This is a genomic window from Nocardia sp. NPDC058666, assembly GCF_042714895.1.
Classification (GTDB): Bacteria; Actinomycetota; Actinomycetes; order Mycobacteriales; family Mycobacteriaceae; genus Nocardia.
Genome location: NZ_JBHXRY010000004.1, coordinates 409,495 through 430,359, shown reverse-complemented (window position 1 = coordinate 430,359; position 20,865 = coordinate 409,495). Strand labels below are relative to the sequence as shown.

The 20,865-nt window shown below is 68.4% G+C and carries 18 protein-coding genes; 9 read left to right on the top strand and 9 right to left on the bottom strand.

What is annotated here, in order from left to right; all coding sequences use genetic code 11:
• Nucleotides 1-7: 7 nt before the first annotated feature.
• On the bottom strand, nucleotides 8-559 hold the full coding sequence (locus ACFWVD_RS13680) for a DUF3000 domain-containing protein (protein ID WP_379242514.1): 552 nt from the start codon (nucleotides 557-559) through the stop codon (nucleotides 8-10).
• A 261-nt stretch (nucleotides 560-820) separates the two neighbouring features.
• On the opposite strand from ACFWVD_RS13680, the gene hemE reads away from it, so the two are divergent.
• From hemE to ACFWVD_RS13655, 5 genes are all read left to right on the top strand, one after another.
• Entirely contained in the window at nucleotides 821-1,876 is a 1,056-nt protein-coding gene (hemE, locus tag ACFWVD_RS13675; protein ID WP_379242398.1) for a uroporphyrinogen decarboxylase, read from the top strand.
• A gap of 303 nt (nucleotides 1,877-2,179) precedes the next feature.
• The gene (locus ACFWVD_RS13670) at nucleotides 2,180-3,538 is read left to right on the top strand and encodes a protoporphyrinogen oxidase (protein WP_379242396.1); all 1,359 of its coding nucleotides are present in this window, start codon (nucleotides 2,180-2,182) and stop codon (nucleotides 3,536-3,538) included.
• Nucleotides 3,539-3,614: 76 nt separating this feature from the next.
• Nucleotides 3,615-3,812, top strand: coding sequence for a hypothetical protein (locus tag ACFWVD_RS13665; RefSeq protein WP_379242394.1), 198 nt, complete (start codon nucleotides 3,615-3,617; stop codon nucleotides 3,810-3,812).
• A 4-nt stretch (nucleotides 3,813-3,816) separates the two neighbouring features.
• Entirely contained in the window at nucleotides 3,817-4,512 is a 696-nt protein-coding gene (gene hemQ / locus ACFWVD_RS13660; RefSeq protein WP_379242392.1) for a hydrogen peroxide-dependent heme synthase, read from the top strand.
• 127 nt (nucleotides 4,513-4,639) lie between these two features.
• Nucleotides 4,640-6,511, top strand: a complete 1,872-nt coding sequence (locus ACFWVD_RS13655; RefSeq protein WP_379242390.1) for a glycosyl transferase — start codon at nucleotides 4,640-4,642, stop codon at nucleotides 6,509-6,511.
• Between the two features lie 3 nt (nucleotides 6,512-6,514).
• On the opposite strand, the gene msrB is transcribed toward ACFWVD_RS13655, so the two are convergent.
• The 4 genes from msrB to ACFWVD_RS13635 all read right to left on the bottom strand — a co-directional run bounded on the left by msrB (nucleotide 6,515) and on the right by ACFWVD_RS13635 (nucleotide 10,847).
• Nucleotides 6,515-6,943: a peptide-methionine (R)-S-oxide reductase MsrB gene (gene msrB, locus ACFWVD_RS13650; RefSeq protein ID WP_379242388.1), complete on the bottom strand. Its 429-nt coding sequence runs from the start codon at nucleotides 6,941-6,943 to the stop codon at nucleotides 6,515-6,517.
• A 64-nt stretch (nucleotides 6,944-7,007) separates the two neighbouring features.
• Nucleotides 7,008-8,327: a glycosyltransferase family 87 protein gene (locus ACFWVD_RS13645; RefSeq protein WP_379242386.1), complete on the bottom strand. Its 1,320-nt coding sequence runs from the start codon at nucleotides 8,325-8,327 to the stop codon at nucleotides 7,008-7,010.
• A gap of 172 nt (nucleotides 8,328-8,499) precedes the next feature.
• The gene (locus ACFWVD_RS13640) at nucleotides 8,500-10,053 is read right to left on the bottom strand and encodes an alpha/beta hydrolase (RefSeq protein ID WP_379242384.1); all 1,554 of its coding nucleotides are present in this window, start codon (nucleotides 10,051-10,053) and stop codon (nucleotides 8,500-8,502) included.
• 32 nt (nucleotides 10,054-10,085) lie between these two features.
• Nucleotides 10,086-10,847 carry a pyrimidine reductase family protein gene (locus tag ACFWVD_RS13635; RefSeq protein WP_379242382.1) on the bottom strand — a complete coding sequence of 254 codons (762 nt, stop codon included), beginning with the start codon at nucleotides 10,845-10,847 and terminating at the stop codon, nucleotides 10,086-10,088.
• Nucleotides 10,848-10,882: 35 nt separating this feature from the next.
• Between ACFWVD_RS13635 and zapE the strand changes: the two genes are divergently transcribed.
• Nucleotides 10,883-11,902, top strand: coding sequence for a cell division protein ZapE (gene zapE, locus ACFWVD_RS13630; RefSeq protein WP_379242380.1), 1,020 nt, complete (start codon nucleotides 10,883-10,885; stop codon nucleotides 11,900-11,902).
• Between the two features lie 45 nt (nucleotides 11,903-11,947).
• Here zapE and ACFWVD_RS13625 read toward each other — a convergent pair whose 3' ends face one another.
• Nucleotides 11,948-12,487, bottom strand: a complete 540-nt coding sequence (locus tag ACFWVD_RS13625) for a GNAT family N-acetyltransferase (protein ID WP_379242378.1) — start codon at nucleotides 12,485-12,487, stop codon at nucleotides 11,948-11,950.
• An 85-nt stretch (nucleotides 12,488-12,572) separates the two neighbouring features.
• Between ACFWVD_RS13625 and ACFWVD_RS13620 the strand changes: the two genes are divergently transcribed.
• Both ACFWVD_RS13620 and ACFWVD_RS13615 read left to right on the top strand, forming a co-directional pair.
• Nucleotides 12,573-14,081, top strand: a complete 1,509-nt coding sequence (locus ACFWVD_RS13620; RefSeq protein ID WP_379242376.1) for a flavin-containing monooxygenase — start codon at nucleotides 12,573-12,575, stop codon at nucleotides 14,079-14,081.
• A gap of 64 nt (nucleotides 14,082-14,145) precedes the next feature.
• On the top strand, nucleotides 14,146-15,090 hold the full coding sequence (locus ACFWVD_RS13615) for a LysR family transcriptional regulator (protein WP_379242374.1): 945 nt from the start codon (nucleotides 14,146-14,148) through the stop codon (nucleotides 15,088-15,090).
• A 23-nt stretch (nucleotides 15,091-15,113) separates the two neighbouring features.
• On the opposite strand, the gene ACFWVD_RS13610 is transcribed toward ACFWVD_RS13615, so the two are convergent.
• Nucleotides 15,114-17,219, bottom strand: coding sequence for a hypothetical protein (locus tag ACFWVD_RS13610; protein ID WP_379242372.1), 2,106 nt, complete (start codon nucleotides 17,217-17,219; stop codon nucleotides 15,114-15,116).
• A 374-nt stretch (nucleotides 17,220-17,593) separates the two neighbouring features.
• On the opposite strand from ACFWVD_RS13610, the gene ACFWVD_RS13605 reads away from it, so the two are divergent.
• Nucleotides 17,594-18,547, top strand: a complete 954-nt coding sequence (locus ACFWVD_RS13605) for a hypothetical protein (protein WP_379242370.1) — start codon at nucleotides 17,594-17,596, stop codon at nucleotides 18,545-18,547.
• Here ACFWVD_RS13605 and ACFWVD_RS13600 read toward each other — a convergent pair.
• Both ACFWVD_RS13600 and mraY read right to left on the bottom strand, forming a co-directional pair.
• Nucleotides 18,513-19,700 (bottom strand): hypothetical protein, encoded by a 1,188-nt coding sequence (locus ACFWVD_RS13600; RefSeq protein WP_379242368.1) that lies wholly within the window; start codon nucleotides 19,698-19,700, stop codon nucleotides 18,513-18,515. The two genes, ACFWVD_RS13605 and ACFWVD_RS13600, sit on opposite strands and share 35 nt — an antisense overlap.
• A 51-nt stretch (nucleotides 19,701-19,751) precedes the next feature.
• Nucleotides 19,752-20,825 (bottom strand): phospho-N-acetylmuramoyl-pentapeptide-transferase, encoded by a 1,074-nt coding sequence (mraY, locus tag ACFWVD_RS13595; RefSeq protein WP_379242366.1) that lies wholly within the window; start codon nucleotides 20,823-20,825, stop codon nucleotides 19,752-19,754.
• Between the last annotated feature and the right edge of the window lie 40 nt (nucleotides 20,826-20,865).

Sequence of the window (20,865 nt, the reverse complement as noted above, 5' to 3'; positions counted from 1 at the left end):
GTGGCGATCAAGGGTGATCGGTGCGGGTATAGGACTCCGGTCGTAAATGGGTGACCCCGGCGGGCGGCAACCCGGCGGCGAAGGCCAGAACCTCGCAAAACGCCTCGACGTGTCGGCGCATCTCGGTGGTGGTCGCGGTCCACGACGCGCGCAGTTCGAGCTGGTGGGCACGCGGTGGGCCCGCGATGTCGCCGTACCGGACCGAACTGGTCGCGGTGACCGTGCCGCCCAGCGCGGTGAACGGTTCGCCGCGCGATTCCAGCGAGTCCACCAGCCAGCTCCACGCGACCTCCGGGAGCAGGGGGTCCGCGGCCAGCGCGGCGTCGATATCGGCCTGGATGTAGGCGACCAGCCGGAACACACCGTGCCAGGCCTCGTCGCCGTCGGGGTCGTGTAGCAGGATCAGCCTGCCGAACGCGTCGCCTTCGGAGTCGATCGGCACCACGGGGGTGTCGGGGTGGATGACCTCCGCTCCGAGCGCATAGGAGAACGGCGCCAACCGTTGCGGGGGACGGATAGGCGCCAACTCGATTCGGGGGTGCACTGTTGCGGTGCCCATCGCATCGACCGCCGCCCGGAAAGAAGCAGGCTCGCGGGGAGTCCCCCCAGTCGGTGCGGCGCCGTCGCGGATGTCGAGCGGTGTCACGAGGGGCAACGGTAGACCGTGGGTGCCCGGCGCCGTTGGAGGCGCGCCGCCCTGCGCGTTGCGTGCGGGTCGCGTTGCGCAGAGCGCATTCTGGGGGTCGGTTCGATGCGCGATATGCGACGGAAGGCCCTTCGATCGGTGGGTGTGCGCTTGCCGCCTAGGATGAACGGCGATATGAGCACTTACACCCGCCGCCGGTTGACCGATGCCCCTTTCCTGGCCGCCGCCACCGGCGCGACGCCGAGCAGGCGCCCGGTGTGGTTCATGCGCCAGGCCGGCCGCTCCCTGCCGGAGTACCGAGAACTGCGCAAGGGCATCGGCATGCTCGAGTCGTGCTTCGACCCGGAGCTGGTGTGTGAGATCACCATGCAGCCGATCCGCCGACACGACGTCGACGCGGCAATCCTGTTCTCCGACATCGTCGTTCCCCTCAAGGCCGCGGGCGTCGACCTCGACATCGTCCCCGGTGTCGGCCCGGTCATCGCCTCGCCGATTCGCACCGAAGCGGACGTGCGCGCGCTGCCGCGACTGCGCCCCGAACAGGTCGGCGCGGTCACCGAAGGCGTGCGACTGCTCACCGACGCACTCGGCGATACCCCGCTCATCGGTTTCGCCGGCGCCCCGTTCACCCTGGCCTCCTACCTGGTGGAAGGCGGGCCGAGCAAGCAACACGAGCGCACCAAGGCGATGATGCACGCCGACCCGAAGACCTGGCACGCCCTGCTCGGCGCCCTCACCGACATCACCATCGCCTTCCTGCAGGCCCAGCTGTCGGCCGGGGTCGACGCGGTGCAGCTGTTCGACTCCTGGGCGGGCGCGTTGTCGCTGGCCGATTACCGCGAGTTCGTGATGCCGCATTCGGAGCGGGTATTCGCGGAGGTGGCGTCGGCGGGCGTGCCGCGTATTCACTTCGGTGTCGGCACGGGCGAACTGCTCGGGGCGATGGGCGAAGTCGGTGCCGACGTGGTCGGTGTCGACTGGCGGGTGCCGCTCACCGAGGCCGTTCGTCGAGTCGGGGCCGGAAAAGGCTTGCAGGGCAACCTGGATCCCGCGATCCTGTTCGCCGGTTTCGACGCGGTCGAGGCGGAGACGCGGCGGATCGTGCGGGAAGCGGACGAGGCGATCACCCTCGGCGCGACCGGCCACATCTTCAACCTGGGCCACGGGGTGCCCCCCGAAACAGATCCCGGCGTGCTGACCGCGCTGGTCGAACTGGTGCACTCGCTGTAGAACACCGCCGACGGTCCGGCGTAATCACGCAATCGGTGCCTTTTCGATCAGAATTCTGATTTTTGGGAGCCGTTTTGCGTGATTACGCCGGTCTGTCGGCCGCTCGGTCGGATTTCGAGACCGGTGTGCGTCCAGCGCGGACCGTCGAGTGCGGGTTGACCGGCGTAATCGACCAATCGGCGTGCTCGTACCGCGATTTTCCGCCTGAAGCGAGCCGTTTTGGTCGATTAGGCCGGGTGATCCAGCCGACATCGGAGCGGGTGGGTGTCTTCGGTCGGCGGCGAGCGCGATTACGGTCGGGGGATGCGGATCGCGGTTATCGGTGGCGGAATCAGCGGGCTCGTGGCGGCCTATCGGTTGCGGCAGCGGCTGGGGAACAGCGTCGACATCGTCGTGCTCGAGCAGAGCGGGCGGATCGGCGGGGTGCTGCACACCGGTGAATTGGCCGGGGAGCCAGTGGATCTGGGTGCCGAGGCCTTCGTGGGGCGCAGGCCTGAAGTGCTCGAGTTGATGAGTGAGCTCGGTCTGGACGGCCAGTTGGTGCGGCCCGCGGGGAAGCGTCCGCTGATCTGGGCGCAAGGGTCGGCGCACCCGTTGCCGGGGCGCACGCTTATGGGGATTCCGCCCGACGCCGAGTCGCTGCGCGGGCTGGTCGACGAGGCGACCCTCGCCCAGGTGGCTGCCGAAGCGGAGCGCTCGATGGACTGGGCGCCCGGCTCCGACGTCGACGTGCAGACGCTGGTGGGGGAACGATTCGGCCGCCAGGTAGTCGAACGCAGCGTGGATCCGTTGCTGGGCGGGGTATACGCGGGGACCAGCGCTTCCATCGGCATCCGCGCCGCACTACCCACCCTCGCCGAGGCACTCGATGCGGGGGCGTCCAGCCTCACCGAGGCGGTCAGGGCGGCAATGCCGGCGCCCAGCTCTGCCCCGGTATTCGGTGGACTGCGTGACGGTTACGGAGCCCTGCTCGCCGCACTGTCCGAAGCGTCGGCAGCCCGATTCATCACGACCACGGCCGGCACGCGAGTTGCTCGCGGTCTCAAAGGCTGGGTGGTCGATCCACTGGGAGCCGTCGACGCCGTCGTCATCGCGACGCCCGCGCCCGTCGCTGCCCGCCTGCTGCACTACGTGGCACCGGAAGCAGCCGAAGCCGCGGCAGGCATCGAACTGTCCTCGTCGGCACTGGTCGCCATGGCCCTGCCACACGAAACCCCACTACCCGACAACTCCGGCATCCTCGTAGCCACCGGAGAACCCTTGCGCGCCAAGGCTTTCACCCTGTCCAGCCGCAAATGGCCGCACCTGGCCGAACGCGACGTCGCCCTGGTCCGCGCCTCCTTCGGCCGCCTCGGCGACGACAAACCCCTGTCGTGGACCGACGACGAACTCATCGCCGCAGCGATCACCGACCTGACCACCGTCACCGGCATCCCGATCACCCCCCTCGAGGCGGTGGTCCAACGCTGGCCCGGCGGCCTCCCGCAATACGCCCCCGGCCACACCGACCGCATCGCCACCCTCGAATCCGCCCTCGCACCCCTCGACGGCCTCGCGGTGGCAGGTGCCTACCTCCACGGCGTCGGCGTCCCGGCGTGTGTTGCCTCGGGCACCGCAGCAGCCGACCGGATCGCCACCGCGCTCGCGTCGCACATCAACTGACAAGTGGCGAACCCGCCGACGATCCCGCGGCGTGTCACCGACCACCGGCGATAGCGGTGTTGCATGATCGCCCGCTGTGACCATCACCGGTGAAACGAACAGCACCCCTTCCCTGATCCTCGATCCCGACCTGGGGCCCGTCGAAATCCATGCCGGTGAGGTGACGACGGTGACCTCGATGTTCGGCAGTGACGAATCCTCGTCGTGGCGGGCGAGCAGGCCGCGCCGGGATGTGGCCCCAGCGGTGGTCGAAAACCCCGCAGTGGCACCATAGATCCATGGCACGACTCGACTACCAGGCCCTCAATTCCACCATTCGCTACCTGATGTTCTCGGTGTTCCAGGTGCAGCCGGGGCTGCTCGGTGAGGATCGCACCGCGGCGATCAAGGAGGCGCAAGCGTTCTTCGACGGGCTCGCCGACAAGGGTGTGGTGTTGCGCGGGATCTACGACGTGGCGGGGTTGCGGGCCGACGCCGATTTCATGCTGTGGACCCATGCCGAGCGGGTCGAGGATCTGCAGGCCGCGTACTCGGATTTCCGTCGCACCACCGAACTGGGCCGGGCCAGCGCGCCGGTGTGGAGCAACGTCGCGGTGCACCGTCCCGCGGAGTTCAACAAGAGCCACATTCCCGCGTTCCTGGCGGGGGAGGACCCGGGCAACTACATCTGCGTCTACCCGTTCGTGCGTTCGTACGAGTGGTACCTGCTGCCCGACGAGGATCGTCGCAAGATGCTCGCCGACCACGGCAAGGCCGCGCGCGGCTACCCGGACGTGCGCGCCAACACGGTGACCTCGATGGCGCTGGGCGATTACGAGTGGCTGCTCGCGTTCGAGGCGCCCGAACTGCACCGGATCGTGGATTTGATGCGTGACCTGCGGGCCACCGAGGCTCGACTGCATGTGCGCGAAGAGGTGCCGTTCTTCACCGGGCCGCGCGTGGAGGTCGAACAGTTGGTCAACGCCCTGCCGTAGCGGACCGATCACCGAAAGGCCCAGTCGTGGACTGGGCCTTTCTCGTTGGCCTGAAGTCGCGGCGGTGGCGCCCCTCGAGTATCGTGAGCGGGCCGATTGTGGCTTTGAGGTTTAGAGAGATACGCGCGTGGTTATAGGGCGGGGAACGGATCGGTCCGAACAGGATCGCTCCGCGGTAGCAGTCATCGATCGAGCCGAACCGGAAACGGTCGAGCAGCGCCCCACGCGGGCGCACTGGCTGCGCCGCGCGCGCACCGACCTGGTCGTGGCGGGTTCCTATCTGTCGCTGGCGGTGTTCGTGCTGGCCGGGCTGTGGTCCAACACCGGCAGCGGTTACCTGAGCAAGAGCGATCAGGATCAGACGCTGTACGAGTGGTTCTACGCGATCACCGCGCACAACCTCACCCACTCGGAAAACCCGTTCAGCACCCAGCTGCAGAACTACCCCGACGGCATCAACATGATGGCCAACACCCTCATGTACGGCTGGGGTGTCCCCTTCACGCCGATCACCCTGCTGTTCGGGCCGACCGTGACCTTCGTGGCGGCCCTGACCTTCGGCCTGTTCGGCACGGCCTTCGCCTGGTACTGGGTGTTCTCGCGCGAACTGGTGTCCTCGAAGTTCGCCGCGGCCGTCGGCGGTGCGTTCTGCGGTTTCGCCCCCGCGATGATCGCGCACACCAACGGGCACGCGAACTTCGTGTTCCTGATGTTGCTGCCGCTGATCGCGGTGCGGGTGATCAAAATGGCCCGGTACGCGGAGGACAACGTCGGGTCGGGACCGGTGTGGCAGCCACGCGCCGCGGTCGTGCTCGGGCTGTTGGTCGCGCTGCAGCTCACGCTGGGGGAAGAGCCGCTGCTGATCTTCGCGCTCGGCTTCGCGGGCTTCGCGCTGGCCTACCTGCGCACCCTGCGCGCCATCGCGTTCACCGCGCGCGCGGCGGCCCCGTCGATCCTGCTCGCGGCACTGGTCACGTTGACGCTCACCGGTTTCGGGTTGTGGTGGCAGTTCGCCGGACCGCAGTCGTATCGATTCGTCGGGACCGGCCGGGTCGGCAACGACATCATTTCGCTGTTCCAGTTCTCGCCGGAATCGGCGGGCGCGATGTTCTCGTTGGGCCCGGACGTGGCCATCAATCCGACCGAGGAGAACACCTACTTCGGTTGGCCGCTGCTGCTGCTGATGGCCGTGGTCGTGTACCGCCTGTGGCATGAGCGGATCGTGCGGGCCGCCGCGGTCGTCGGGGTGGTGTTCACGGCGCTGTCGATGGGCATCGTGATGTCGTTCGACGGCGTGCTGCGCTTCCGCGAGGGCGAATATTCGATGATCCCGATGCCGTGGCTGGCTTTCGGGTGGATCCCGCCGCTGAACGGGATGATCGAATCCCGGTTGGCCATGGTGGCCATTCCGGCCATCGCGATCGGCCTGGTCCTGTGCACCCAGCGGGTGATCGACTCGGTGCGAACCTCCGGCGTGACACGTCGGTCCGTTGCCTGGTTCGGCGCGATGGCGTTCGCGCTGCTGCCCCTCGCACCGACCATGGTGCCCGTCACCGAACGCCCCGCAACGCCCGCCTTCTTCGCCGAAGGTACTGTGCGACAGTATATTTCGGGCGGCTCGCTGGTGATCGTGCCGCCGCCGACCTCGGGCGACGCCATCGCGCTGCGGTGGCAGATCGACGCCGACTTCGCCTTCCCGCTGGTGGGCGGCTACTTCGTTGGCCCGATCGGTGAGACCCGCGAGTCCGGTTACGGCGCCGACCCGCGCTCCACCGCGACTCTGCTCATGCTGGTCCGCAAGACCAATATCGTTCCGGTCATCGACGACGCTCGGCGCGCGCAGGCCATGGCCGACCTGCGCTACTGGGGTGCCGATGTGCTGGTGCTACCGCCCAGCCACAACGACGATGCCATGCGCCGCACCGTGGACGGCTTGCTCGGCATGCCGGGCAAGCAGGTCGACGGCGTGTGGGTGTGGGACGTGCGCGATCTGGTGTGACCGCTACTCGGCGGAAGGCTTGAGGCGCAAGGAAATCGAGTTGATGCAGTACCGCTGATCGGTAGGCGTCGGGTATCCCTCGCCTTCGAAGACGTGGCCGAGGTGGCTGTGGCAGTTCGCGCAGACCACCTCGACCCGGCGCATGCCGATGGTGTCGTCGGGTTTGAGGATCACCGCGTCGGAATCGGCGGGGTCGAAGAACGACGGCCACCCGCAGTGCGAGTCGAATTTCTCTGTGCTGCGGAACAATTCGGCGTCGCAGGCGCGACAGGTGTAGACACCGTCGGTCTTGGTGTCGGTGTATTCGCCGATGAACGGGCGCTCGGTGGCGGCCTCGCGCAGCACGGCGTATTCCTCGGGGTCCAGTTTCGCCCGCCATTGCTGCGGCGTGAGCTGGATGCGCGGCGCGGGCAACGAAGTATCGGAACTCATGGCTCCACGCTAATGGTTTCGGCCGGTGCGCGCCGTGAGGGGCGCGTCACCGGCCGGGAAACGCCTACTTGAGTGCGGGCTCGCGGTCCTCACGCGGGGCCTGCGGCCGCGGCGGAATCTTGGCCGGGGGCGGGGTCACCGGCTCGTCGGTGCGGTCGCGCGAATCGGGGGCGTCGGTCATCCACGCCGGGTCGATGCCGAACTGCAGCCTGTTCTCGCGTCGTGCGGCCAGATACCGGTCGCCCAGTACACAGAACACCACGATGAGCAGCAGTCCCCAGCCGAACGTCACTCGCAGGTATTCGAGGTTGCGGCCGATGTCCTGCCAACGGTCCGACAGCCACTTGTCGTAGGTCATGAACCCGAAGATGGCCAGCCACGCGGGCCAGTTGCGCAGCACGGAATTGCGCAGCACCACGGTCATCAGGAACGGGAACAGCATCATCGAGTAGTACATCTGGCCCAGCGACGGCAGCAGGAACCATGCGGTGAGCAGCACGCCGGAGAACGTGGTGACGAAGAACAGTTCGTCGTGGCGGTAGTAGCGCCACAGCAGCCACAGCGACACCGCCACCACGGCGGCCATCAAGACCTTGACCAGCAGCGTCAGCCAGTCCGGCAATCCGTAGTAGAGCCCGCTGCCACCGACCGAACTGTTGAAGTAATCGCGAGTCTCGGACAGATACGGCATCACGTGGGTGAAGAACTTCTCAGGGTCCGCCGACAGCGGCCAGGCGATCGCGGTGAGCACCACCGGCACACCGAGCGCGGTGATGAAGACCTTCCACTGGCCGCGAACGGCCGCCACCAACAGCAACGGCGCCAGCGTCGGTTTCACCGCGATGCTCAAACCCAGCGCCACACCGGCCCAGAGGTCTTTACGCGCCAGCAGCAGCGTGATGAACAGCATTTCGGCCAGCAGCAGGCAGCCGTTGACGTTGGTGAAGACCAACGTATTGGTCACTGTTTCGGAGCTGAACATCGCCAGCAGCAGCGCGGGCGCGGCAACCGACCCGATCCCGAACTTGAACAGGCGAAGAATCAGGTACCAGGCGAGCACGATCGCGGCCGCGTTGAGCCCGATGAACAGCCAGCGCGACAGTTCGTATTCGATGATCGCCACCGGCGCGATCAGCAGCGTGCCGCTGGGGTAGTAGAGGTAGTGCGGGTCCACCGACGAGAAGTCGGCGGTGTACAGCGGCTTGCCGTTCAGGAACGCGAACGACGCGTTGTACACCGGCCGGTAGTCGTCGGTGACGAACCCGTTGATCGCCTTGATGAAGACGCGGTTCAGCACCATCATGACCGCGAACGGCCACAGGGCGAACTTGATCACCTCGGTGGAGGTGCGAGCGGTACGGGGCTCGAGCTGTCGGAACAACACTCGGGCACGGTACACCGGATCGTGATGTGATGGTGTGGCCGGACCCGTCCGACGCGCCGAAACCGGCTGGTTGCCGCGCCCAGATCAGGCCGCCGCCACGCCCGGATCAGGCCGCCGCCACGCACGGATCAAGCCGCCGCCGCACCCCGATCAGGCTGACGTCGTGCCCGGATCAGGCGGGGCAGGCCCCTCCGTCGCCGGGCAGTTTCGCCTCCGCGAGATAGTCGACGACCGCTTTCTGCGCGCACCCGGAGTGGGCCACCACCGGATGCCCCCACCCCTGCCACGTCATGGTCGAGTGCCCCGCCCCCGCGGACCCGAGCGCACCGGTCACCGAGGCCGCGGCCCCGCCGACCACCGGATCGGCCGCACCGGCGAACACCAGCACCGGCAGCGCGAGTTCGGTCGGCAGCGGCGCGGCGGTGGACACCGGCCAGGCCGAGCAGACCATCAGCCCGACGGCCGCGTTGCGTCCGAACACCGGGTACTTGGTCGCCCAGGTCTGCGCGAGTTCGCGCGCTTTGTCCTGGGTGGGCGGCTGCTGGCTGTCGGTGCACCGGTTCACGAATTCGCCGTCGGATCCGATCGCGGCGGCTTCGCGGCCGATCATCGCGGTCAGCGGTCCACGGTCGCCGCGGTCGGCGGCGGCGAGGATGTCGGCCATGGCGGTGACGCGGTTGGCCTGGTCCCCGCGCGGACTGGACAGGAATCCGGTGAGCGCGGTGGACAGGTCGGCGGCGGAGATCTCGCCCAGTCCACGGTTGGTGGCCTTGTCCATCAGCGCGATGATCGCCGCGCGCGGGTCGGCCCCCAGCGCACAGTTGGCGGCCTTGCACCGCTGGGCGAACGCGGTCACGGCCGCTTCCGCGCCGATCACCCGCGCCTCGGCCATGGTGGTCGCGTCGGCACCGACCGGTTCGGGCGCGTCGAGGACCAGGCGGGCGAGGTGGTCGCCGTAGCGGCGCGCGTAGCTCAAGGCCACCTTCGCGCCGTTGCCCGCGCCGAGCAGGTTGATCTTGTCGACCTGCCACTGCTTGCGCAGTTGTTCGATGTCGTCGGCGGCGTGCGGGGCGTCGAACGTGCCCTCGTAGGGCTGCAGGAAATCGCGGCAGGCGATGGTGGCGTCCTGGCTGAACCCGGCCACCGCGGCGACCTGATCCGCGTTGCCCACGCCGGTCTGGCCGAGGTCGGTCATCACCGCGCGCAGCTGCGCGGGAATGCAGTCGATGGGCTGCGAGGCGCCGATCCCGCGCCGATCCACCGCCACGATCGGCTGCGCGGCCAGCAACGCGCTGTTGGGCCCGATCGCCAGCCCGGCCAACGTCGACGCCGACGAGCGGTCCGAACCGGAGGTGAGCACCAGCGGTGCCGCGTCGGCGGGCGTCTGCGGCAACCGGGCGCGCAGGGCACCGGCGCGGAAGGTGCCGATCACGGTGCCCGCGGTGTCGATCGGGGTCGAGAACTCCGCGCACTCCAGGACAAGGCCCGCGGGGGCGGCACCGAAGTCCAGCGAACTCACCGTGGCCTCGGTGCAATCGCGCCAGGCCAGATCGGTGGCGGGGACCTCGGCCTTGGCCAGATCCGGCACCGCGGGTTCCTCGGTCGCGCCCCCGCCGGCGCCGGGCCGCTCGACGGCGACAACCGGCCGATCGGAAGGGCCGGCCCCACAGCCCGCGAGCATGATCGACAGTGTCGCGGCGATTACCGCGGCCCGAGTCCAACGCATGCGCTACACACTGCCAGGTTCGGCGCCAGGTTTCATCGACGGGCCCAGCGGGCCAGCACGGTGCCGTCGTCGTCGAGCAGCAGTTGCTTGCGTGCCATGGGCAGGTCGAATGTGCTCGCCGACAGCGAGATTCGCCCGCCCGTGCCTCCCACCAGCATCGGGGCGGTGGTCAGGCACAGTTCGTCGACCAGACCGGCCTCGGCCAGCTGCCCGAACAGATGCGGTCCGCCTTCGCACAGCACCCGGTGTAAACCGCGTTGCGCGAACACCCGGATCAGTGCGGCGGGCATGATCGCGGCCGTCCCGGCGATCACCACCACCGCGCCCGCGTCCTCGAGCGCGGTGATCTGCGCGGGGTCGGCCTGGGTGGTGGTGATGATCAGCGGCGGTACCTGCGCGTCGACGAAGAACTTCGCGCCCGGATCGAGCTTGGCGGTGGCGGTGACGACCGCGATCGGCGGCGGGGCGCCTTCGGGATGACCGCCGATGCCGTGCTGGTGGTGGGTGATGCGGCGTTGCCGGTCGGGGTGCGCGCCGCCGTAGTTCTCCGCCCGCAGGGTGCCCGCGCCGATGACGACCACGTCGGCCAGTTCGCGCAGCACCGTGAACACCCGCTTGTCGGCCGCGGTCCCCAACCCCGCCGACACCCCGTCGACGGTGAACGCCCCGTCGATGCTGCTGACGAAGTTGGCCCGCACCCACGGCCCGTCCAGATGCCGCGGATAGGCATAGCACCTGGCCAGTGCGTCGTCGTCGAGATCTGCGAGCTGGGTCACATTGTGGATACGCTGCATAGGGATCGATGCAACCACGTCCGTACGATTTGTGAATGCAAGAACGCCTTGTCGATCGCCATCCGGAGGTCCCGGCCGACCAACTAGTCGCGCAGATGGTGCCCCCGCCCATGTTCGACGAGGTCAGCTTCGCCTCCTACATCCCCGACCCCAACGAGCCCAGCCAAGCCGCTGCGGTCGCCAAGGCCGAGGCTTTCGCAGGTCAGGTGGCGAAAATCCACAAGGCCGCCTCCAAGAAGAGCCTGTTCGGCAAGAAGAAGGCCGTGTCCGGCGCGGGCCTGTATCTCGACGGCGGTTTCGGTGTGGGCAAGACCCACCTGCTCGCCTCGATCTTCCACAGTTCGCCCGCGCCCAAGTCGTTCGGCACCTTCGGCGAGGTCACCAACCTGGTCGGCGCGCTGGGCTTCAACAACGCCGTGGAGCGCCTGTCGGCCAACAGTGTGCTGTGCATCGACGAGTTCGAACTCGACGATCCCGGCGACACGATGCTGGTCTCGCGCCTGCTCACCGAACTGTCCGCGCGCGGTGTCTCCATCGTGGCGACCTCGAACACCCTGCCCGGTCAGCTGGGCGAAGGCCGTTTCGCGGCCTCGGACTTCCTGCGCGAGATCAAGAAACTCGGTTCGATCTTCGATCCGGTGCGCGTGGACGGCCCCGACTACCGGCACCGCGACCTGCCGCCCGCCCCGGAACCCACCTCGACGCAGCTGCTGGTCGAACGTGCCGCGGCCACCCCCGGTTCCACGCTCGACGAGTTCGACGTGCTGCTGAAGCACCTGAGCACCCTGCACCCGTCCAAGTTCGGTGCGCTGATCCAGGGCGTGGCGTCGGTGTACATCTCCGACGTGCACACCGTCACCGACCAGGCCGTCGCGCTGCGCGTGGTCGTGCTGGCCGACCGTCTCTACGACGCGAGCATCCCGGTCACGGTCTCGGGTGTGAAGCTGGACCAGATCTTCTCGCAGGAGATGCTGGACGGCGGCTACCGCAAGAAGTACCTGCGCGCGATCTCGCGCCTGCTGGCCCTCTCGCGTTTCGAAGCTGCTGCGGCATAAGCCTTTTCGCGGCGGTCCCGCGACTGGGACCGCCGCGTAGTAGTTCTACAGTGCGCGTTCGAACACGAAATCGGAATGCAGCTGGCTGCCGACCAGGAACGTCTTGGTGCCCACCTGCCGGAAGCCGTGCTTGCCGTAGAACTTCTGCGCCCGCTCGTTGGCCTGGTTGACCCCCAACCACACCGTTCCCGCGCCCGAAGCCCGCGCGGTGTCGACCGAGGCCGCCATCAACGCCGCCGCGACCCCGCTGCCGTGATGGCCGGGCAGCACATACATCTTGTTCAGCTCCACCACCTCGCCCGCGCTGACCTGCGCGGCCACGTCGGGGTCGGCGGGCCTGCCCGCGATGAGCATGGCGTAGCCGACGATCTCGTCACCTTCGACCGCCTTGAGCACGGTCCTGGCCGGATCGGACAGGTACTCGCCGAAGCGTTCGCCCGACAGCACCTGCTCGAGGAAGATCTCGATGTCGGACGGGGTCACCTCGGGCGGACAGGCCAGCGGAAAGGTCGCCGCGGCGACGTCGCTGAGGGCCTCGGCGTCCCACAGCCCGGCCCGATCCACGACAACGGAAGTGTTGGTCATGCTTCCAGTACAGCACGCAGCGTTGTGGGTCCTACCAGTTCCGGTCGGTAGCCCCGGTGCCATATGTCCGAGTAGTCTGCGTCGCATGACGAGCGGTAGCCGCATCGGGATCGTCGGTGCGGGAGTGGCAGGTTTGGCCTGCGCGAAGGTATTGAGCCAGGCGGGGTTCCCGGTCGAAGTCTTCGACCGCGCCCCTGACGTCGGCGGTGTGTGGAGTGCCACCCGCCGGTATCCCGGACTGCGCGCGCAGAACAGCAAGACCACGTACGCCTTCAGCGATCACCCGATGCCCGAAGACTTCCCCCGCTGGCCCGACGGTCAGCAGATGCAGGCCTACCTGGCCGGATACGCGCAACAGTTCGGCTTGGGCCCGCACCTGCGCCTGGGCACCGAGGTGTTGGCGGCCGACCCGGTCGACAGCGGCTGGTTGCTCGAGGTCCGCGACCGCGACGGCGTGCACCGAGCCACCTGCGATCACCTGATCGTGGCCAACGGTGTGTTCAGCGACCCGGTGCTGCCCGACCTGCCCGGCGCCGCGGCCTTCCGCGCCGCGGGCGGGCGGCTGTGCCACGTCTCGCAATTCCACGATGTCGAACACGCGCGCGACCGGTCGGTGGTGGTGCTGGGCTACGGCAAGTCCGCGTGCGATGTCGCCGAGGCGGTCAGCCATATCGCCGACGAGACCACCGTGGTGGCCCGCCGACTCACCTGGAAGATGCCGCGCAAGCTGGGCTTCGGTGTCGACTACGAACGGTTGCTGCTCACGCGCATGGGCGAGGCGCATTTCGCGTCCCGCTTCCCGCGCCTGGCCGAACGGCTGCTCGAGCGTCTGGCGTTTCGCCAGTCGAACATGGACCTGCTGCAGGAACGCGTCACGCGCAAGCTGCGGCTGCGCGAGCACGACCTGGTACCCACCGGGTCGATCTCGGAGATGGCCACCGCGGGCGCGGCCCTGGCCACCGAAGGTTTCGTCGAGCAGGTCGAGGCGGGCCGGATCGCCGTGCATCGCGACACCGAGATCGTCGAACTCATCGGCGGGCAACACGGGCCCGCGGTGCGGTTGGCCGACGGCAGCCTGAAGCTGGCCGAACTGGTCATCTGCGCCACCGGATACCGTCAGGAAGTCCCGTTCCTGACACCGTTCGTGCGGCGCGCACTGACCGACGAGGTGGGTGACTTCCGCCTGTACCGGCACATCCTGCCGGTCCACGTGCCCAACCTGAGCTTCGCCGGTTACAACAGTTCCACCGCCAGTGCGCTGAGCGCCGAGGTGGGCGCGCAGTGGATCGCCGGCCTGCTCACGGGCAAGTTCGTGCCGCCGATGCCCGAACTGATGGACACCGAGATCGACGAGCGACTGTCGTGGTCGCGCGAACGCAGCGACGGCAAGCACGCTCACGGTGCCTCGGTGATCCCGTTCTCGCTGGCCAATGTCGACGAGATGCTCGACGACCTCGGCACACCGTTGCCGTTGACGTCACGGCTGGCGCAGTGGGTGCGGCCCCTGCGGCCCACCTCGTACCGCGGGGTGCTGCGCAATCACGCGGTGGCGGCTCCGGTCGCCCCGGCCACCGCCGCCGTAGCGGACCGATAGCCGACACGCCGGATCGCCGTCGGCCTCGCTTGGCGGCGATCGGTGTGTTGGTCATAATCCTCGCGTGGACGCGCTGGATCTGAACCTACTGCTCGCTCTCGACGCGCTGCTGGACACCAACAGCGTGACCGAGGCGGCCCGGCGACTGCACACCTCGACCTCGGCGATGAGCCGCACCCTCACCCGGTTACGCGACGTGCTGGGTGACCCGCTGCTGGTGCGCTCGGGCAGACAGATGGTGCCCACACCGCGCGCGCTCGCGTTGCGTCACGACGTGGCGAGCCTGGTCGACCAGGGCCGGTCGCTGCTCACCGCGCGCGAAGGCAACGGCACCGGCCGACACCGCGATTTCGTTGTCCGCGTGGGTGATTCGGTGGGTGCGCGACTGTCGGGCCCGCTGCTGGCCGCGGTCCACGCACAATTACCAGGGGTGACGGTGCGCTTGCTGGCCGCCGACCCCGCCGACGGTGCGGTCGCCCTACGCGACGGCCGAGTAGACGTGGAAGTCGGCATGATCGGCAAGACCGACCCCGAAACCGTGGTCAAACGCCTGTTCACCGACCGCTGGATCGGCGTAGCCGCCCCCGACCACCCCTTCGCCACCACCCGCCCCACCGTCGCCGCCTACGCCTCGGCCCGACACCTGGAAGTTTCCCCCACCGGCCGCACCCACAGCCCCATCGACGACCGCCTCGCCCTCCACGGCCGCACCCGCCGAGTAGTCGCCACCGTCCCCGACCTGCCCACGGCCCTGCTCACTCTCGCCTCCACCGAATTGGTCTGTCCCGCACCGGAACTGCTCTCAGAATCCGCCCGCGAAGCACTCGGCCTGGCCATGTTCGAGATCCCGCTCCCGCTACCCGCGCCCGTCGTCGCGATGGCCTGGCATCCACGCAACACCGCTGACACAGGCCACGCGGCGCTGCGCGACCTGATCGGGGTGGTTTTGCGCGAACCACCGAAACCCGACGTGGACCCCGGCCTCGTTCAGCTGGCTACGCCCGCCTGAGTTCGCCTGTCGAGGGCGCGGCCCTAGCCGCGTTCCGGCGTCGGTGGTCCGAACACGTCGCGACGCCCCGGCGGTAGTCCCGCCGAGCGCTTCAGCTCGTCGAGCATGGCCTGCAGCTTGTCCACGTGGGCGCGTTCGATGTCGAAGGCGCGGTAGGTGCCGGTCACGGTGATTCCGGCGGCGTCGGTGGCGGTGGGCGGGGCCGGGTCGGCGGCTGGGGGTTCAGGGCTGCGCGGGGTGTTCTTCGACAGGTCACGGCCGACCGGCAGGTCGAGGGTCGGGGGATCGAAGCCCGCGGACGGGCGATCGTGATTCCCGGGCGACGTGTTGGTGGTGAGCGGTGCGTAGTTCGTTCGCGCCGCGTTGTTGGTGAGCGTTGCGTCGTGAGTGACAGTCGTGTTGTCGGTGCGGGCTGTGCCATTGTGGTCGGCGCGTATGCCGGTGCCGTCCGGGAGATCGGAGCTGGTCGGATCCGCCGGAGCTGGGTTCGACGGAGGGGTCAGGCGGGCGGGCGCGACGGACACGGCGGGCGCGGAATCCTCGGAGCCGGTGGTCAGTCGTTCCCGCGGCGTGAAGTCGCCGAACAGCGTGTCCGATCGGCGCGCGGAATCGGTGGTGAAACCGTTGCGCGCGAGACCGTTTCGATCCTGCGGCGGGGAAGTGGTCGCCGTGTCATCGGAGAACGACCAGCGGATCCCGTTGCTGGTGGTGCCCGTGGGGGAAACGTCGTCGGACGTACTCAGCCGGGCGGGAGTTCCGTTGGACAGGGTGTTCTTCGGTGCCGTGTGGGGGAATTGCCCGAATCCGTTGGCGGCATCAGCTTTCGACTCTTCCTCGGAGCGATCGCCGGTCGTTGATCCCGCAGGCGGTTCCGACGGCCGCACCGTCATCGGCGCCGACGGCAGACGCCCACTCTCGGCGTGGGCGATATCGGTCACCGCGAGCCGTGCCGCACCATTCCCGTTGTTGGACAACCCTTCCGGCAGCGGCACATCAAGCACCAGATCGGGCGAACTCACCGCCGGCTTCTTGACCGGTCGAGCCCGCTCGATACCGACATCAGCGCTCACAGTCGGCTGCGCAGCGGTAGTGGTCTGGTCCTCGACCGGCAGCGAGACGCCGGTATCACTGGTCAGCGCCGTCTCGACTGGCGAGTCGACCGCACGGCCGCCGGTCAGCGCCGTCGCGACATTCGCAGCAACGTCAACGCTGCCGGGCAGCGAGGTATCGCCCTCCGACTTCCGGCTGTCGGCCTCCGATGCAGGCACCACCGTCCCGATCACCGCGGGCACCGCAGTACCGTTGCGCGGCGTCGCGATGTCACCCGCCAGGCGCGACACTGCCTCGTTCGACGCCGTCCCGGTGCGGACCGTGCCGACCGCCGCCTCGTTCTTCGACGCGGTCCCGTTCGCGGCGGTCCCGGTGCGTACCGAACCCCTCGCCGCATCTCCATCGGTCGACCCGGTCCCGTTCGACACCGTGCGTACCGGCGCGGACCCCACCTCATCATCGACCGTCGCACCCTCACTGAGCCGCACCGGACGATGACCCGCGCCCGGCAGCCCGTTCCCGTTGCGCCCCACCGCGATCAACGATTCGGTGTCCATCGGAATCGGCTGCCCGAACGGCGACCCACCCTCGGCCACGCCCCGGGCCATCGGCGTAGCGCCCAGTGCGGTGGGGTCACCGAGGTGATCGGTGCTCGGCTTGGCGGGGGAGTGCCGCCGTTCGAGCGGCGGCCGTAAACCCTGCGCATCGCGATCCTGCTGCGGCAGTAAGGGTTCGGCGTCATCGAACCCGTCGGCGGCCCGTTCGGCCGCCTCCGCGGCTTCCCGGACCTCGCGACGGCTGCGCGTGCCCCGCACCGGCCGCGCCGGGTCGCTGTCACCCCCGTCGAGCGCGTCCAGCCGGGAGCTCAGGCGTGAAATGTCCTGTGACGCATGGAATGCCCAGGATTCCAGCCGGTGGATCCGGGTCTTGTCGGGCAGATCCTCGTCTGAGGGGAAGGTGGGCACGTCCTGTTGCACCCGCGCGGCGACGATATCGAGTTTGTCGCTGACTTCGCGCAGCGCCGTGGCGATACCGGCCAGCATCGACCCGATGGATTCGTCGTGCTCAGCGTGGTTCATGCACACCCTACTTCCCGTGGTCGCCCGAGCGTGCCCGCCTCGGCCGCAGCGATCATATCCACCGGGGCAACAGCACGTGATGTGGCGACCGTCTCCGCGACGCGCCGAACCGATTCGTAATCAGGATGAAACGGACAGGCAACTGGCCCGGTCTGTGTATCGAAATGATCAAGATATCAGGGTGATCGTGCGACGTCGGCGCAGTGAAATGGCTTGATATACAAGCAGAGTCGCGTTTGTGATCTCGATCACCGGTCGGTGACGCACCCGAACGCGGGTCAAGGGGGCTGGCGCCGTGTCGGTGCCTGCGGGAACCTGATGTCCAGGACGTGAGCGTGAGCGCACGACGGGTCCCATGGTGAGGGAGTGATGGTGTGAGGACGAAGCGGCGCAGCGACACGCAGGTGGCGTGCGGACGGCGGGCGCTGCTCGACGAACTCGGAATTTCCGAGGGGGGTCGGCGCGCGGTCACCGAGCGCACCGGGTACGGCTGTGGTTGCCCCGAATGCGCGGCGACACAGTGGAATACGCAACGGCTGGAACACTGGATCTGCGGCAGACTCACCGCGGCAGGCGCCGACGAGGCGCAGGTCGACGCCCGGATCGACGATATTCCCGTCGACCTCTACTGGCGTCGCGGCGACCGGCGCTGCGTGGTCGAGGTCCGCAGCGGTCCGCTGGACATCACCGCGGCCCGCGAACACCGGAAACGCTTGCAGGCGGCCGGTATCGACGATGTGCTGTGGATCTGCCCGCAGGGTTTCTGGGTGCCGCTGGTGCCCGCGGTCGGCGTCGCCGATTTCGCCCCCTCGGCCGCGGATTACCGGATCGACCAGGGCATGCTCGCCGCGGGCGCGACCGGTTTCGCCGCCCCGACGCACGACAGCACCGAACTGCGCGACTTCCTCGACGGCTGGGTGAACGGCCGAATCCATTGGGGGCACGCGGATCTCACGACAGGAGGGTGGGCCGAAGTGGGCACCTGGGAACGGCACACCGCGGCGCAGGCCGCGATGATCGAGCATCAGCGCACGGAACTGCGCGACCAACGCGTGGAGCTGGCGGTGTCGCGCCAGGCCGTGCGCGACAAGCAGCGCCTGGTCGGCCGCCTGCACAACCGCATCGACCGGGCGGGTGCCAACGCCGACGCCGAAGCGATCACCCTCGCGGGGTTGCGCAGCGAACTCATGGCTCAGCAGCGGATCGCCGCGGGTCTGCGCGCGACCCTGCGCCGGATGGACCGCACCCTGAATCAGTATCAGTGGTTGGTGTGCTGCGCGATGCTGCTGGTGCTCACGGTGATGGTCGGCGCGATCGTGATGCGCTGAGCCGCATCGGCATTCGATCCCACTGCCAGTCGTTGCGCAGCACGAGTCCGCTCAGGTCGAGCAGGTCCAGACCGGTTTCCGTGGCGACCGCGGCCAGTGACTGCCGGTCGTACGGGCCTTGTTCCAGGTCGGTGGTGAGTCGTTGCTCGAGCGAAGCGTCGACCGACCTGGCCTCGAGCCGACCGGCACCCAGTGCGCTGCCGGTCCACACGAGCCATCCCCAACCGTGTTCGTGAGCGTAGGCGCGGCCGAGTTCGCTCTGAATCCGATTGTGGTGGAACGCTATCCGACCCAGCGGAACAACATCGATGAGTACGGTCCGGCCATCGGTGAGTTGTGCCGCCACGGCCGGATAGTGCACCCGATCCTCGCCGCCGAACTGGTAGGTGAGCGCGGTCGGTTCCTCCTGGAACGCCGCCACCGCCGGGTCGGCGTCCAGGGTGCGCAGTAATCGGGCCACCAGCGCGGAGTCGTAGGCGACGTCGCGACCGGCCTTGGCCAGGTAGAACCGCGCGCGCCCGTCATCGTCGCCGTCGGCCACGCGCGCGGACTCGGTGGGCAACGCGGCCACGGGTCCGTCGAACCACTGCATGTCGTCCAGGGGCAGCGCTTCGATGCCGTCGTCGGGCACGTGCAGTTTGGCCAGGATGCTCGCGGTCTTCTTCTGCCACCCCAGGATTCGTTGCATGACATACCCCGCCACGCGCCGGGCATCGCCTTGCTCGTGCCCGGCCAGCCGCAGCTTCAGATAGGACCACTCCATCGCCACCAGGTCGGTATCGGTGGCATAGGTTTCCGTCAGCAGCATCCGCACCAGCCGCAGATCGCCCGCGTCCAGGGGATAGCGGTGCGCGAACACAGTCGTGCACCGGTGTCCGGTGCGATCGGCTTCGCGCACGATCTGCCCGACAGCCTTCGTATACAGCTGCCGCACCCGATCCCGGGCCAGGTCGTACCGCGCACCGATCCGGGTCAGTGTTTCCGGCCGCTGCCCGCCGATCCCCAGCCGCAATCCCACGATCCGCGCATCACGGGCCGCGCGTTCGGCGTGCTCGGTCAGCAGTTCGCCGACCAGCTCGTCGAGCTCTTCCAGCTCGAAGCTGACATCACCGGCGATATCGTGACCCGGCTCCTTGACGATCTCGGCACTCACCGTGGCGACCTCCCTCGCTGATGCGGTCAGCGTATCGGCAGGTTCCGACAACTAGAGCGAGGCGACGTACTCGCCGTAGAACAGGCACAGTCCCGTGGCCGACGCGATCCCCGCCAGCACCCAGAATCGGATGATCACCGCGGTCTCGGGCCAGTTGTTCAGTTCGAAGTGGTGGTGGAACGGCGCCATCCGGAACAGTCGCGTGTGGGTGGTGCGGAAGACCACGATCTGCAGCACCACGGACATGATCTCCGCGACGAACAGCGCCCCGATCACCACTGCCAGGAGTTCGGTGCGGCTGGTGATCGACAGGCCCGCCAACAGCCCGCCCAGACCCAGCGATCCGGTGTCGCCCATGAAGATCTTGGCCGGCGCCGCGTTCCACCACAGGAACCCGATACAGGCCGCCGCCCCCGCCGCGCTGACCATGGCCAGGTCGCTGGGGTCGCGCACGGTGTAGCAGCCGCGTCCGGGGCTGATCTCGCAGGAGTTGTCGTACTGCCACAGCGTGATCACCACGTACGCGCCGAGCGTCAGGCTCATCGATCCCGCCGCCAGCCCGTCCAGCCCGTCGGTGATGTTGACCGCGTTCGACCAGGCCACCACCAGCAACACGATGAACACCACGAAGAACAGCGACGCGAAGGTGATGGTGCTGATGTCGCGCACGTACGACAGGTTGCGGCTGGCAGGCGTGAGCCCGGTGGCGCCGGGGAACCGCAGCACCAGCACCGCGAACACCACCGCGGCGCCGATCTGCCCGATGTACTTGCCCGCGGCGGTCAGCCCGAGGTTGCGGTGTTTGCGCAGTTTGATCGAATCGTCGAGAAACCCCACCATCCCCAACGCCGACGCCAGCAGCAACACCAGCACTCCCGAAGCGCTGGGTCCCGGTGCGCCCCACAGCAACCCGATCAGATGCGACCCCAGATACCCGGCCCACACCCCCGCCCCGATCGCCAACCCACCCATGGTCGGCGTTCCGCGTTTGGCGTGGTGGCTGGCGGGCCCGTCGATCCGGATCTCCTGCCCGAACCCGCGCCGCGCGAACACTCGAATCAACACCGGCGTCAGCGTGATGGTGACAACCAGCGCGATCCCCGCCGCCAACAGGATCTGCCTCACTGGTTACCTCTCCCTACCGCCGGTTCCGCGCCGGCCCGGC